This window comes from Schaalia hyovaginalis, from assembly GCF_014208035.1.
In the GTDB taxonomy this organism is placed as follows: Bacteria; Actinomycetota; Actinomycetes; order Actinomycetales; family Actinomycetaceae; genus Pauljensenia; species Pauljensenia hyovaginalis.
In genome coordinates, this window is the sequence record NZ_JACHMK010000001.1 from 1,629,796 (window position 1) to 1,643,360 (window position 13,565).

14 protein-coding genes are annotated in these 13,565 nt (G+C 67.9%); 6 read left to right on the top strand and 8 right to left on the bottom strand.

What is annotated here, in order from left to right; translation table 11 throughout:
- Nucleotides 1–15: 15 nt before the first annotated feature.
- Together HD592_RS07090 and HD592_RS07095 are read right to left on the bottom strand one after the other, a co-directional pair.
- On the bottom strand, nt 16–1,005 hold the full coding sequence (locus HD592_RS07090) for a glycerate kinase (RefSeq protein WP_184452869.1): 990 nt from the start codon (nt 1,003–1,005) through the stop codon (nt 16–18).
- Nucleotides 1,002–2,378 (bottom strand): M20/M25/M40 family metallo-hydrolase, encoded by a 1,377-nt coding sequence (locus HD592_RS07095; RefSeq protein WP_184452871.1) that lies wholly within the window; start codon nt 2,376–2,378, stop codon nt 1,002–1,004. The genes HD592_RS07090 and HD592_RS07095 overlap by 4 nt, the downstream gene beginning before the upstream one ends.
- 92 nt (nt 2,379–2,470) lie before the next feature.
- Here HD592_RS07095 and HD592_RS07100 point away from each other — a divergent pair, with 92 nt between their 5' ends.
- From HD592_RS07100 to HD592_RS07115, 4 genes are all read left to right on the top strand, one after another.
- Entirely contained in the window at nt 2,471–3,061 is a 591-nt protein-coding gene (locus HD592_RS07100) for a DUF3043 domain-containing protein (RefSeq protein WP_320657664.1), read from the top strand.
- Nucleotides 3,062–3,190: 129 nt separating this feature from the next.
- Nucleotides 3,191–3,691 carry a hypothetical protein gene (locus tag HD592_RS07105; RefSeq protein WP_184452875.1) on the top strand — a complete coding sequence of 167 codons (501 nt, stop codon included), beginning with the start codon at nt 3,191–3,193 and terminating at the stop codon, nt 3,689–3,691.
- A gap of 18 nt (nt 3,692–3,709) precedes the next feature.
- Complete coding sequence (locus HD592_RS07110; RefSeq protein ID WP_184452877.1) at nt 3,710–4,765, top strand: quinone-dependent dihydroorotate dehydrogenase; 1,056 nt, start codon at nt 3,710–3,712, stop codon at nt 4,763–4,765.
- The gene (locus HD592_RS07115) at nt 4,762–5,637 is read left to right on the top strand and encodes a TrmH family RNA methyltransferase (protein WP_184452879.1); all 876 of its coding nucleotides are present in this window, start codon (nt 4,762–4,764) and stop codon (nt 5,635–5,637) included. Before HD592_RS07110 ends, HD592_RS07115 begins: the two co-directional genes overlap by 4 nt.
- 69 nt (nt 5,638–5,706) lie before the next feature.
- Here HD592_RS07115 and HD592_RS07120 read toward each other — a convergent pair whose 3' ends face one another.
- The 4 genes from HD592_RS07120 to glf form a co-directional block, all read right to left on the bottom strand.
- Nucleotides 5,707–5,853, bottom strand: coding sequence for a methionine/alanine import family NSS transporter small subunit (locus HD592_RS07120; RefSeq protein ID WP_184452881.1), 147 nt, complete (start codon nt 5,851–5,853; stop codon nt 5,707–5,709).
- Complete coding sequence (locus HD592_RS07125; RefSeq protein WP_184452883.1) at nt 5,850–7,475, bottom strand: sodium-dependent transporter; 1,626 nt, start codon at nt 7,473–7,475, stop codon at nt 5,850–5,852. The genes HD592_RS07120 and HD592_RS07125 overlap by 4 nt, the downstream gene beginning before the upstream one ends.
- 88 nt (nt 7,476–7,563) lie before the next feature.
- Nucleotides 7,564–8,499, bottom strand: a complete 936-nt coding sequence (locus tag HD592_RS07130; RefSeq protein WP_184452885.1) for an AEC family transporter — start codon at nt 8,497–8,499, stop codon at nt 7,564–7,566.
- A gap of 43 nt (nt 8,500–8,542) precedes the next feature.
- A complete protein-coding gene (glf, locus tag HD592_RS07135) occupies nt 8,543–9,685 on the bottom strand; it encodes a UDP-galactopyranose mutase (protein ID WP_184452887.1) in 1,143 nt (380 codons plus the stop codon).
- Nucleotides 9,686–9,794: 109 nt separating this feature from the next.
- Between glf and HD592_RS07140 the strand changes: the two genes are divergently transcribed.
- Both HD592_RS07140 and HD592_RS07145 read left to right on the top strand, forming a co-directional pair.
- On the top strand, nt 9,795–10,505 hold the full coding sequence (locus tag HD592_RS07140; RefSeq protein ID WP_184452889.1) for a LytR/AlgR family response regulator transcription factor: 711 nt from the start codon (nt 9,795–9,797) through the stop codon (nt 10,503–10,505).
- Complete coding sequence (locus HD592_RS07145) at nt 10,505–11,827, top strand: ATP-binding protein (RefSeq protein ID WP_184452891.1); 1,323 nt, start codon at nt 10,505–10,507, stop codon at nt 11,825–11,827. The genes HD592_RS07140 and HD592_RS07145 overlap by 1 nt, the downstream gene beginning before the upstream one ends.
- On the opposite strand, the gene HD592_RS07150 is transcribed toward HD592_RS07145, so the two are convergent.
- Together HD592_RS07150 and HD592_RS07155 are read right to left on the bottom strand one after the other, a co-directional pair.
- On the bottom strand, nt 11,820–12,839 hold the full coding sequence (locus HD592_RS07150; protein ID WP_184452893.1) for a glycosyltransferase: 1,020 nt from the start codon (nt 12,837–12,839) through the stop codon (nt 11,820–11,822). The two genes, HD592_RS07145 and HD592_RS07150, sit on opposite strands and share 8 nt — an antisense overlap.
- Nucleotides 12,840–12,945: 106 nt before the next feature.
- Entirely contained in the window at nt 12,946–13,557 is a 612-nt protein-coding gene (locus tag HD592_RS07155; protein WP_184452895.1) for a hypothetical protein, read from the bottom strand.
- Nucleotides 13,558–13,565: the final 8 nt, after the last annotated feature.

Below are 13,565 nucleotides of genomic sequence, written 5' to 3' on the forward strand. Positions count from 1 at the left end.
CCACCCCGTGCCGATTCAGCGGGTCCAGGTCCTCGCGATCCTCGATCCGGCCTCTTCGAGATCGACGCGCCCCTCGGTGACGAACTGCCCGTGGAGGCCCCATTCGGCCCGCTCGTGGCCCGACAGCGAGGAGCTTTCACCGACTCCTACGACGGGGATGGCCGCCTGGGAGGCTGCGCGGGTGAGCGTGTCGAGCATCGCCTCGGCGAGCCTGGGCGAATGCAGATCGGGTTCGAGGACGAGGGCGAGGTCGCAGCCCTCGACGGCATCGGACAGCGGGGCCGACGCGGCGAGGAATGCCGCCGCGTCCACGATCCTCCCCCCGATCGCGGCGATCATGGCGCCCGCTCCCCCGCCGAGCCCCGAACCCGGCATCCGCCCCGGGGCCGCCGCCTCGGAGCTCGCGTCGAGGAGCGGCAGCGAGCGGCGCGGCGCCCTCGCGAGCAGGCGGGCGAGCACGAGGGACAGGTCCCGGTCCTGATGCGGCCGCGCCTCGAGATCGACGTCGACGGCGAGGACGGAATCCAGACCGAGGAGGGGGCGCGACGTCGATGCCGCACCGATGAGGTCCCGCTTCGCGAGCGCCCGTTCGCCCTCGGCGATCAGCTGCGCCACGGCCTCGAGGCGCTCGGCAAGGGGGAGGCCGTCCCGCGGGATCGGGCGTCCGGTGAAACCCGCGAGGAATCCGATGCCCGCATCCGGAGAGCGCACATTCGCGCCCTCGACGACGGGGGTGGCGCCCCCTTCGAGGATCTCACGCGCCCTCCGTCCGGCCCTGAGGGTCGAGGGCTCGTCGGGGGCGATCGACACCGTGCGGGCCCTCATCGCCTCGTCGGGCAGCGACTCCCCGAAGGCCGCCCCCGCTCCGAAGGGCAGGAGCGAAACCTCCCAGTCCGGTCGACGGGACCCGAAGCCCCGCGCGACCGCCTCGAGCGCGGTGCGGCTCGAGGGCATCGGCGCCCGAGCGCCGACCCAGTGCCCCGCGATGAGGACGCGTCGGCTCACAGGCGCGGCAGACGGGTCAGGAGCAGCGCCTCAGCGAGGATCGCGCAGCGCAGATCGGAGATCGACTGCGACTCCTGCTCCGAGTGGGCGTTCGTCATCGGATCCTCGACCCCCGTGACGACGACCTGCGCCTCGGGGAAGAGGCGCTGGAAGTCGGAGATGAAGGGGATGGACCCTCCGACCCCGATGTTGACCGAGGGGTGCCCCCAGGCCTCGGTGAGGACCTCGTGGAGCAGGCGCGTGACGGGCGATCCGAGGTCGGCCTGGTATCCCGGTCCGAACTCGTTGGGGGTCACCTCGACGCGCGCGCCGAAGGGCGCGTGCGACTCGAGGTGCTCGATGAGGCGATCCATGGCATCGCGGGGATCGACGCCGGGGACGACGCGCATCGAGAGCTTGAAGCGCGTGTGCGGGGCGATCGTGTTCGAGGCGTCGGCGACCGGGCGCGCATCGAAGCCGATGACGGAGATCGAGGGCTTCGTCCAGGTCCGGGCCGCCAGGTCGCCCGTGCCCGCGAGGCGCACGCCCTCGAGGATCCCCGCGGCCTCGCGGTACTCCGCCTCCGGCCAGTCGACGTCGGCGGCGTCACGACCTCCCAGGCCCGCGACCGCGATGTCCCCGGCCTCGTCGTACAGGGAGGCGATGAGCATCGAGGCGAGGGTCACCGAATCCAGCATCGGCCCTCCGAACATCCCCGAGTGCACCGCGTGGTCCGACACGGTCACGTCGACGGTCGCCACGGCGTTGCCGCGCAGGCTCGCGGTGACGGCCGGCTCGCCGACCTTCCAGTTGTCGGAGTCGGCGACGACGATGACGTCCGCGCTGAGCTTCTCCTTGTAGGTCTGGAGGAAGTTCGTGAACGAGGGCGATCCGATCTCCTCCTCGCCCTCGATGTAGACGATGACGTTCACGGGCAGATCCGCGCCGAGGGCGCGCAGCGCCCCGAGGTGGACGATGACGCCCGCACCGTCATCCGACGCGCCGCGCCCGTACATGCGATCGCCCTCGATGCGCGCGACGAAGGGGTCGGAGGTCCAGCGGGAGAGGTCCCCGGTCGGCTGGACATCGTGGTGGGCGTAGAGCAGGACCGTCGGGGCGCCCTCGATCCGCTGCGACCTGGCGACGATGGCCGGCTTGCCGGCGACGCCCTCGGGGGTGTCGACCGACAGGACCTCGGCTTCGAGGCCGATGGCGGCGAAGCGGTCGCGGATGTGGATCGCCGAGCGCTCGAGATCGTCGGCGTGAGCCGGATCGGAGGACACCGAGGGGATCGCGACGATCGCGGCGAGTTCATCGAGCAGGGAGTCGAAGGCCGCATCGACGCGGGAGGCGATTTCTGATGACGGCAGGACGGAGTCGTGATTTTCAGTCATGCGGCCAGAGTAGTGGAGCACGTCAACCGGCGCGCCCCCGATCGACTAGCCTGAGGGGGTTCACAGTCACAGAAGGCACGAGGAGACTCCAGGTGTCCGATTCTCACAACGCCCGCGACGACCGCACGGGCAAGGGCCGTCCGACCCCGAAGCGCAAGGAGGCGCAGGCGCGGAACGCGCGCCCGCTCGTCCCCGCAGATCGTAAAGAGGCGAAGAGGCTGGCCCGCCAGAAGCGGGATGAGGCCTTCGCCCGCGAGCGGATGGCACTGGAGACCGGTGATGAGCGCTACCTCCCGTTGAGGGACAAGGGCAGGATCCGCCGCTTCGTGCGCGATTGGGTGGACGCCCGCTGGTCCCTCTCGGAGTTCCTCCTGCCCCTCATGGTCCTCTTCCTCGTGGCGATGATGGCCTCCTCCTTCGTGAAGTCCCTTCAGACCGAGTTCGGCGCGCACATCATGGTGGGATTCACGATCGGCCTGTACTCCCTGTTCGCCGTGTCGATCATCGAGGGCGTGATCGTCTGGCAGCGCCTGAAGAAGCGGATCGCCCTGCGCTTCCCGAACGATTCGATCCCGAAGGGGACCTGGTACTACACCTACTCGCGCATGATCATGGCGCGCCGCTGGCGCTCTCCGCGCCCCCTGGTCGCTCGGGGCGAGTTCCCCGAGGTCGCCGCGAAGTAGCCGCCGCGCAACCCCGTTCCGCTCCTCCCCAGGACCCGGTCAGGAGCGCTTGTCCACAGTTCACGGCGCCCGGGCGGGCGCCGCGGGCCCCAAGGTGGTCTCCTCTTCCCATAGGGAGAGGAGACCACCTTGTCAGTCGATCTGAGCGCATCGAATCCGTGCCTGTACGCCCCCTCCGGTTGGACCGATTCCTCGGGGGCCGCGGCGATCCTCGAGCCGTTCCTCGTGCACCCGCGGCCCTTCGCGGACTTCGCCCGCTTCGAGGGGCTGGGGGCGGCGCAGGCAGAGCGGCTCCTCGAGCTCCTTCCCGAGCAGAACCTCGCCGATCGTCAGAACAACGGTCCGCGGGTCGATGAACTCCTCCGTGCGGCGATGGCGCACGAGGGCCTCGTCCTCTCGGGCTACCTCGTGTCGGCCCCGCGCTGGGACGAGCGGATCAGCATCGACGGCCTCTTCGTCCCGGCCTTGCCCGGACTCGCAGCCCCGGATCCTCTCAATCCGCGCGAATTCGATCGCTGGGGCGAACTCGGAACGGCCCTCGGCCTCGATTCGGCGCGAAGCGGGCCCGATGAGTTGAGGGCCCTGCGCTGCGCCTCCGGGTCCTTGGGCTGGTGGCTCTGGTGGGACTGAGGCGCATAGAATCGGGGCATGATCCGTGCAGCGTATTCATGGTTGTTCCGCACCCTCATCCACCGGACGGATCCCGAGTGGGCGCATCACGCGGGCATCCGCGCGATCGGGCTCGCGGGCGACTGCGCTCTGACCCGGCGGCTCATGCGGGCCACGATCGGCCACCTCGACGCCCCCGACGTGGCGAGCATGCCGCGCAAGCGCAAGGTCTACATCGGCGAGCGGCTCGTGCCCGGGCGCCTGGGGCTCGCCGCCGGCATGGATAAGGACGCGCGCGCGATTCTGGGCCTGACGGCCATGGGATTCGGCTTCGTCGAAGTCGGGACGATCACGCCGAAGCCGCAGCCGGGCAACGACGCTCCGCGCCTCTGGCGGCTCATGGACTCCCGCGGCCTGCGCAACCGGATGGGCTTCAACAACGAGGGCGCCGATGCGGCGGCGCAGCGCCTGCGCGATCTCAGGTCGACGCGCGACGGACGGGCCGCGATCGTCGGGGTCAACATCGGGAAGAACAAGACCACCCCGGAGGAGCGCGCCGCCGGGGACTACGAGTACTGCGCGACCCTCCTAGCCCCTTGGGCGGACTTCGTCGTCGTCAACGTCTCCTCGCCCAACACCCCCGGGCTCAGGGACCTGCAATCCGTCGAGCATCTGCGCCCCATCCTCCTCGCCGCCCAGAGGGGCTGCCGCTCCTCGAATCGGGATGCGCCCCTCTTCGTGAAGATCGCGCCGGATTTGGCGGACGCGCAGATCCTCGAGATCGTCGCCCTCGTCAAGGAGCTCGGCCTGGCGGGCGTCGTCGCGACCAACACGACGATCGCTCACGATCTCGGCGACGGCGGAGTCTCGGGAGCCCCCCTTCGCGAGCGCGCCCTCGAAGTCGTGCGCCTCGTCGCCGAGCACCTCGATGACGAGCAGGTGCTCATCGGAACCGGCGGTGTTTTCAGCGCCGACGACGCGCGCGCGATGCTCGCCGCTGGAGCGGACCTCGTCGAGGCCTTCACCGCCTTCGTCTTCGAGGGCCCCTCATGGCCCGGCGAAGTCAATCGGGAACTCGCGAGGGGCCGTGCGTGATCATCCCCCTGGACTCCCCCGATCTTTCCGCCGACCCGAGGCTCGCTGATTACACCCGCCTCAAGGATGTCCAACTGCGTTCGAAGCTCGAGCCCGAACGCGGCCTCTACATGGCCGAATCGACCAATGTCATCCTCCGCGCCCTCCAGATCGGTCATCGGCCCCGCTCCTTCCTCATGGCGCCCCGGTGGCTCGACGATCTCGCGCCGCTCATCGAGGAGGCGACGGGGGCGCCGGACGGCGGCGACGTCCCCATCTTCATGGCGCAGGAGTCCCTCTTGGAGGAGATCACCGGCTTCCACCTCCACCGGGGCGCCCTCGCCGCGATGCAGCGCCCGGAACTCCCACCGCTCGCCGAACTCCTCGCGAACGCCCGCGAGGGCCGACCCGCGCGCAGGGTCGTGATCCTCGAGGACCTGGTCGATCACACGAATGTCGGAGCGGCGTTCCGCTCGGCCGCGGCGCTGGGCGTCGACGCCGTGCTCGTCACGCCCTCGTGCGCCGATCCCCTGTACAGGCGCTCGGTCCGGGTGTCGATGGGGACGGTCTTCCAGGTGCCGTGGACGCGGATCGAGCGTTGGCCCGCGATGGACGAACTGCACGCGGCGGGATTCACCGTCGCCTCGCTCGCCCTGTCCGACGACTCCGTCCCCCTCGACGAGTTCGTCGCTCTTCCCTGCGTGACCGCACCCGATGCGCGCCTGGCCCTGGTGATGGGCACCGAGGGCGACGGCCTCAAGAAGCGGACGATCTCGAACTCCGATGTCGTCGTGAGGATCCCGATGTCCGGGGGCGTGGATTCGCTCAACGTCGCCGCGGCCTCGGCCGTCGTCTTCTGGGCGACCCGGCGCCTCGGGGGAGAGCCCCGCTAAAGCCGGCGCCGTAAGGCGCAAGGGCGGTCGGAAGAAGACTTCCGACCGCCCTTCGTCATGATCCGGGACCTATTCGTCGTTCCCGAGGCTGCGATCCAGCTCGGCGTCGTCGATCTGTGGATCGGGCAGGACCCTGAGCAGGACGACCGACGCGACGAGACCGCCCCAGACGAGAAGGATCGTGAGAAGCATCATGAAGATCGCGGTGGCGTTCATTCCTCCACTCCTTCCCTGAGCTCGGTGGGATTCGACTCGACGGGGACCGCGGCCCCGGGCGCGTCGGGCGCGTCATCCTCAGCGAGGAGCTCGGTGACGGTCTGGGCCGAGACGCCGTAATGCCTCCACGGCAGCAGCGTCAAGATGGCGGCGACGAGGAGCGCGAAGGCCACGGAGCCCCACCCGAAGATATTGACGAAGGACTGCGCGTAACCGCCGTAGCCCTCCTGCACGTACCCCACGATCGCGGAGAAGAGCATGAAGATGAGGACCGCCGGGACGACGAGTCCGACAAGCCCGTCCCACGCCCTGGGGACCTTGACCGTCGAGACGAGGTTGAGGTGGGCGCGCAGGCCCTTGAGCCTCGGGCTGAAGGCGGCTGCGAGCAGGGCCATCGCGACGGCGCCGGACACGACGCCGATGTTGTTAATGAAGTTATCGACGATGTCGAGGTTGTTGAGGCCCGACTTCGTGCCGAAGAGGGCGAGGGAGACGATCGCCGCGGGGATGCCGAAGGCGAGGGCCGCGCTCACCGGGGTGAAGCCGAACTTGTCCTGAAGGCCGCCGGAAACGACTTGGAGCAGCGAGAGCAGCGAGGTGATGCCCGCGAGGACGAGGGAGGCGAAGAAGAGGACGCCGAAGAGCGAGCCCCCCGGCATCATCGAGACGATCTGGGGGAAAGTCACGAAGGAGAGGATCGGACCGGTCAGGCCCTCGAGCTCACCGACCGCGACCCCCTGGCCATGCGCCATGAAGCCCAGGGCCGAGAACACGCCGATGCCCGCGAGGATCTCGAAGGAGGAGTTCGCGAAGCCGGCGACCAGGGCCGTGCCCGTGAGGTTGGTCTTCGGCTTGAGGTAGGACGCGTAGGTGAGCATGATGCCGAATCCGACCGACAGGGAGTAGAAGACCTGCGAGAAGGCGGCGAGCCAGACGTGCGGGTCCGAAAGGGAGTCCCACTGAGGCGTGAAGAAGGCGTTGAGGCCTTCAACGGCGCCTTCGAGGAAGAGGGCGCGGACGACCATCACGACGAAGAGGACGACGAGGAGCGGCAGGAAGATCTTGTTCGCCGCTTCGACGCCCTTGGACAGGCCCCGGCCGAGGATGAGGAGCACGAAGACCCACACGAGGGCGAGCGGGATCGCCACCGCGGCGACCGGAGTCCACGAGAACTCGTCGCCGCCGACGACCTGGAGGAAGTCCCCCGTGAAGAAGCCGAGCGCATCATCGCCCCAGGACTGGTTCACCGAGTAGATCGTGTACTGGGCCGACCATGCGATGACGGCCGCGTAGTAGACGAGGATGACGAAGCAGACCAGGACCTGGAACCATCCGATGAATTCGCCCCCGGCCCGGATGCGGCGCAACGCCCACGGCGGGGAACCGCGGAACTTGTGGCCGAGGGAGTAGTCGAGCCACAGCATCGGGATGCCGACGAAGATGAGGGCGACGAGGTACGGGATGAGGAAGGCGCCGCCGCCGTTCGAATAGGCGACGCCCGGGAAACGCCAGATGTTCCCCAGACCGATCGCGGAGCCGATGGCCGCGAGGAGGAAGCCGGTCTGACCGGTCCAGGTGTCCTGGCGCTTCGGCTGTCGGACCGCTGCTGATGATGTTGACATGGATTCTCCTTCACAGGATTTCCCCGCCAGGCTAGGCGCTTCGCGCCCGCCCCAGGAAGGGCGTCCATTTCTCAGACGCCCGGCGCGATCAGATCGAGCCCGTGAGGGTGAAGAGCCATGCGGTGAGGATCGTCAGGGGCAGCGCGGCGAGGGTCGTGATGATGACGGCGCCCTGGGCAATCCGCTCCCCCGTCCGCGTGCGGGTCGCGGCGATGAAGGCGTTCTGGGCGGTCGGCATCCCCGCCATGACGGTGACGGTCATGAGCTCCGGGCCGCGCAGGCCGATCAGGAACCCGGCGCCGAGGGCGATGAGCGGTTGAACTGCGAGTTTGCAGGTGGAGGCGAGGGCGACCGCCGCGGCGTTCGCGGTGACGAGCGGAGCGCCGGAGCCGATCAGGGATGCTCCGAAGGCGATGAGGATGAGCGGGGGCGCCGCCTGCCCGAGCATCGACGCGGTCGTCGCGATGGCCTCGGGGATGGGCGCCTTCACGGCCGAGCAAGCGAAGCCGAGCGCCGCGGCGATGACCATCGGATTCGAATACACGGTTGCGAGGACGCCCCTGAGCGTCGGTTTGCGTCCGGATCCGGCCAGATCCGCCAGGACGAAGAACATGGGCGTGAAGAAGCCGAGCTGGAAGACGATGACCGGTACGACTCTGCTCGCATCGCCCAGGACGTAGACGGCGATGGGAATGCCGATGTAGGCGGCGTTGTTGAGGGAGGCCGACATCGCTCCGAGGACGAGGTCACCGCGCGAGGGACGGAGCGCGGGCACGGAGATGAGGCTGAAGACGAGTGCGGAGCCGATGCCGCAGATCGCGGCGACGGCGAGGGGAGCGCCGACGACCGTCGCCATGTCCGCTTCGGAGACGGCGTGGAAGAGGAGCGCGGGCGACGCCGCCCAGTACACCACGGAGGTGAGCGCGCGCACGCCCTCATCGCCCAGGGCGCCGAAGCGCCGGAGGAGCCAGCCGACTCCCATGACGATTCCGATCCCTGCGATCGACGAGATGATGGGGCCCACCCGACCAGCATAGGAGGTGGCCGGGCGAAGGCGCCCCCGGGCCTCACCAGGTGGAGACGACCTCGTCGACGCGCGTCAGGGCGGAGGCGATCGCCATGTGCATGTCGAGGTACTTGTAGGAGCCGAGGCGCCCGCCGAAGAGGACCTTGTCCTCCCCCGCCGCGAGCTCGCGATAGGCCGCGAGGACCTCGCGGTCGGCGGGGCCGGCCACCGGGTAGTAGGGCTCGTCCTCGGCGCCGGCGAATCGCGAGTACTCCCGCATGATGAAGGTGTTGCGCGCCTCGGAGCGGTCCCGCTCGGGGTGGAGGTGGGCGAACTCGTGGATGCGCGTGTACGGCACCGACTGGTCCGCGTAGTTCATCACCGAGCAGCCCTGGAAATCGGGGGTGTCGACGACCTCGGATTCGAAGTCGAGGGTGCGCCAGGTGAGCCGTCCCGCCTCGTAATCGAAGTAGCGGTCGAGCGCACCGGTGTAGACGACGCCGAGCTGCCCCACGGCCCTCGACTTCGAGAAGGGCTGGGACTCGTCGAAGAAGTCGACGCCGGTGCGCACCTCGATCCGGGGGTGGTCGGCGAGGCGCTCGAGCCAGGCCCCGTAGCCGTCCAGGGGAAGCCCCTCGTAGGTGTCGTTGAAATAGCGGTTGTCGTAGGTGAGGCGCACGGGAAGGCGCGCGATGATCGCCGGGTCGAGGTCCGTGGGGTCGGTCTGCCACTGCTTCGCCGTGTACCCCTTGATGAAGGCTTCGTAGAGGGGGCGGCCGATGAGGCTGATCGCCTTCTCCTCGAGATTGGCCGGCGTCCTGCCCGCCAGTTCCCCGGCCTGTTCGGCGACGAGGGTGCGCGCCTCGGCGGGCCCGAGGGCGGAGCGGAAGAACTGGTTGATCGTCCCGAGGTTGATGGGCAGCGGGTAGACCTCGCCTGCGTGGTTGGCGTAGACGCGGTGCTGGTAGGAGTTGAAGGAGGTGAAGCGATTGACGTACTCCCACACCCGTTCGTTGGAGGTGTGGAACAGGTGCGTGCCGTAGCGGTGGACCTCCACGCCCGTCTCCGGGTCGATCGAGGACCAGGCGTTGCCGCCGATGTGGTCGCGCCGCTCGATGACGGTCACCCGCATGCCGAGGTCTTCGGCTGCCCTGCGGGCCACCGTGAGGCCGAAGAATCCCGATCCGACGACGAGGAGATCCATGAGGTGTCCTTCCCAAGCGATATTGTCGTTCATGCTACCCGGAAACGGCCGCTCGGCCCCGCTCCCGTAGAATTGCGCGGGGTGTAGGCGCTGCGGAAGGAGCGGGCAGATGATTCGGATCGGCATCGTCGAAGATGATGCGGTCAGTCGGAAACTCGTCCTGGACTATCTGCACCGTTACGAGGAGGAGCACGGGGAGGTCTTCGAGGTCTCGGTCTTCGAAGACGGCGCCCAGATCCTCAAGGGGTACCGTCCCCGTTTCGACGTGCTGCTCCTGGACATTCAGATGGGGGCCGTCGACGGAATGACGACGGCGAAGCGCATTCGTGAGGTCGATGAGCAGACCGTCCTCGTGTTCATCACCTCCTCGCCCCAATTCGCGATCAAGGGCTACGAGGTGGACGCCACTTCGTACCTCTTGAAGCCCCTCCCCTGGTTCGCCTTCGAGCAGGAGCTCTCCCGCTCGATCGCGATCGCGAAGAAGCGGCGGAGCGCCTCCCTCCTCCTTCAATCCGGCCAGGACGTCTCACGGGTCGACATCGCCGATGTGGTCTACGTGGAATCGGTGAAGCACCGTCTCGAGATCCACACCGTCGACGGGGTCATCTCCGTCGCGGGCACCTTGAAGGAGATGGAGGTCCAGCTCGAGGGCCGGGACTTCTTCCGGTCCAACTCCGGTTATCTGGTGAATCTCGCCCACGTGCGCGGCGTTCGCGATCAGTCGTGCGTCATGACGGGCGGGCATGAACTGCGGATCTCCAGGCCCCGGAAGAAGGACTTCCTCTTCGCGCTCGCCGCCTTCGCGGGCGGGGTCCGCTGATGTTCGAACCGCTCCCGGACATCCCCCGCCTCTACACGGCCGCCGCCGAATGGAGCGCGGTCGTCCTCTACGTGGTCCTGCTCACGCGCAAGGGGCCCAACCGGAGGCTCGCCATCGGGGCCCCCTTGTCCCTGATCGCCCTCATCGCGATCCAGCTCTTCGCCGGGCGCCTGCCGGACTCGCTGTGGATCCCCGGAATGCTCGTCGCGGTCCTGGGGATCCTCGCCTCCGTCAAGCTCCTGTCGGGCGCCCACTGGGTGGCGGCGTGGCACCTCACCTTCCGGGCCTTCATCCTGGCGGAGTTCCTCGCCTCATTGGAATGGCAGCTCCAGGTGTACTTCCTGCCCCATGTCGATCCGCTCTGCGCCCTCGGCATCACGGTCATGTCCGCCTCCTACGCGGTGATCGTGCCCGTCTGGGGCGCCCTGGAGAACCGGAACTTCTCCTCCGAAGAACCGCTGTCCCTTGAGAACAAGGACCTCCTCATGGGGCTCCTCATCACTCTCACGACCTTCGCGATGTCGAACCTGTCCTTCCTGTCGACCTCGACGCCCTTCTCGGGCCGCCTCGGACCGGAGGTCTTCTACATCCGCACCCTCGTCGATCTCGCGGGCCTCGCGGCCCTCTACGCCCAGCACGAGCGCATCATGCAGATCCGGGCGAGCGCGGAGGTGGCGTCGATCCAGGCGTCCCTCGAGGCCCAGCACACCCAGTACCTGCAATCGAAGGCCGCAGTCGAGGAGCTCGGACGCGCCCACCACGACCTCAAGCACCAGATCGCGCTCATCCGCTCCGAAGTCGACCCCGAGGCGCAGCGCGCCGACTTCGCCGAACTGGAGGAGTCCGTGAACGCCCTCGGTCATCAGTACCATTCGGGGAACCCGGTGCTCGACGTCATCCTCGCCTCGAAGGCCTCCGCGTGCAACGCCGATTCCATCGACTTCACGGCCGTCGCCGATGGCAAGCTGCTCGGCGCCATGAGCTCGATGGACATCGCCACGCTCTTCGGCAACGCCCTCGACAATGCGATCGAGGCCTCGCGCCGGGTCGAGGACCCCTCGCACCGGATCATCAAGCTCGCGCTTCACGCCATGGGCGAGATGACGGTCATCCGCGTCGAGAACTGGTACTCGGCCGCCGTCTCCCAGGACGAGTCCGGGAACTTCGTGTCCGCCAAGCCCGATCGACGCCGGCACGGTTTCGGCATCAAGTCGATCCGCTACACGGCGCGCAAGTACGGCGGCGAGCTTTCGACGAGCTTCGACGGTCAGTGGTTCACGCTCACCGTGATCCTGCCGAAGACCTCGGATCCGGTCAGTTGAATCCGAGGATCGTCCGGGCGATCCTGTAGCCGGCCTTCAAGAACCTGTCGGAGCGCCTGCGGATAAGCCGTCCGAGGAGATCGTCCTCGACGGCCCGGGCGGCCGTGGGATCCTTCGCCTCCAGATCGGCCCACATCCGGTCCTTCATCGCCAGGTGCTCCGCAGTCCCCGACAGGATCGCCATGATCGTGCAGACCACGAAGTTGATCCGCAGGTAGTGGACCATGTACCGGTAGAGGTTCTCGGGCACCGCGTCGCGATCGGGCATCGAGTCGACCATGACCGCGTTCACACGCATCAACTGATCGAGGCGCGAGATCATCACCGGCTCATTCACGGACTGGTCGTCCCGCCCGATGAAGTAGCGGTAGAGGTCGACATCGAGGTAGCGGAGCGTGCGCACCCACGGGAGCGGCGCGTGCGAGTAGATGTAGTCGACGTAGAAGGTGTGCTCGGGCAGATGGAGCCCCGACTCGCGGACGAGGTCGGTGCGCATCGTGAGCGAATGCATGAGGATGTACTGGTCGTAGCGGCAGGGCCTGACCTCCTCCCAGCCGATCGTCCGTCCTTCGGGCAGGACATTGCGGTAGCGGACCGTCGCCTTGTGCGTCTTCCCCTGCTTCTCGTACACGTAGTTCGTGACGAGCAGGTCGAGCTCGCGCCCCGCGGCGCGCTCATCGCGGAGCAGGTCGAGGACCTTGCGCATGGCGGAACGGTCGACCCAGTCGTCGGAGTCCACGACGCGCACGTGCCCGCCCGTGGCAGCGGCGATCCCGGCGTTCACGGCGCCGCCGTGCCCCTTGTTCTCCTGGTGGATCGCGCGAACCGCTCCGGGATGACAGGCGGCCCACTCATCGGCCATCTCGGGGGTGCGATCCGTGGAGCCGTCGTCGATGATGAGCACTTCGAGTTCGCCGTCGTAGTCGACCAGGGTGGCGAGCGCCCGGTCGAGGTACGCCTCGGAGTTGTACGCCGGAACGATGACGGATAGGAGCGGCGCCTGCGCTGTCATGTCGTTTTCCTTCATTTTCCGTGTCGGCCAGGGGACGGGCCGCGGTCCCCTAAGGATACGGGGCGGTCGGCCCGAAACCGAAGCGCCCCGAGCGCCCGGTCGCCGATCAGTGCGAGAGCGCCGCCTCCTCGGCATCGCCGGCGGGGACCTGCTTGAAGATGACCTTGAAGATCGGGAAGAAGACCCAGAAGGAGATCGCCGAGTTGATGATCATGGTGATCACGTCGGCGATCGTCTCCCCGGCGCCGCCCATGGCCGAGGTGAAGAAGGAGTAGATCGGGTCCTTGTAGAGCACCTGCAGCGCCGCGGCGACGACCGTGATGACGACGTAGGCGACGAAGTAGCAGAAGGCGGCGCGCCACACGGACGAGTTCGACTTGAAGGTGATGTTGCGCTGGGCGAAGAAGTTGATGACCTGCGCGATGAGGAGGGTGATCTCAACGGCGAGGAAGTAGGCGAGGCCTCCTCCCCCGCCGTCCTGAATGGCGCCGGCCGCGTATTCGAAGAGGTGGACCGTTTGGCCGTTGCTCACTCCGATCGGCAGGAACTGGAAGGCCGTGTCCACCATCGGGGTCTTCCCGAAGGCCCATTTGAACGCGGGCATGAGGATGAGCTGGAGGACGGTGACGCCGTTGGAGAGGATGAAGAAGACGATGAACTGGGAGGCCGTCTCATGCTCTTCGGAGAAGTTCTTCCACCACCGGGTGAACGCGTTCATGTGTGTCG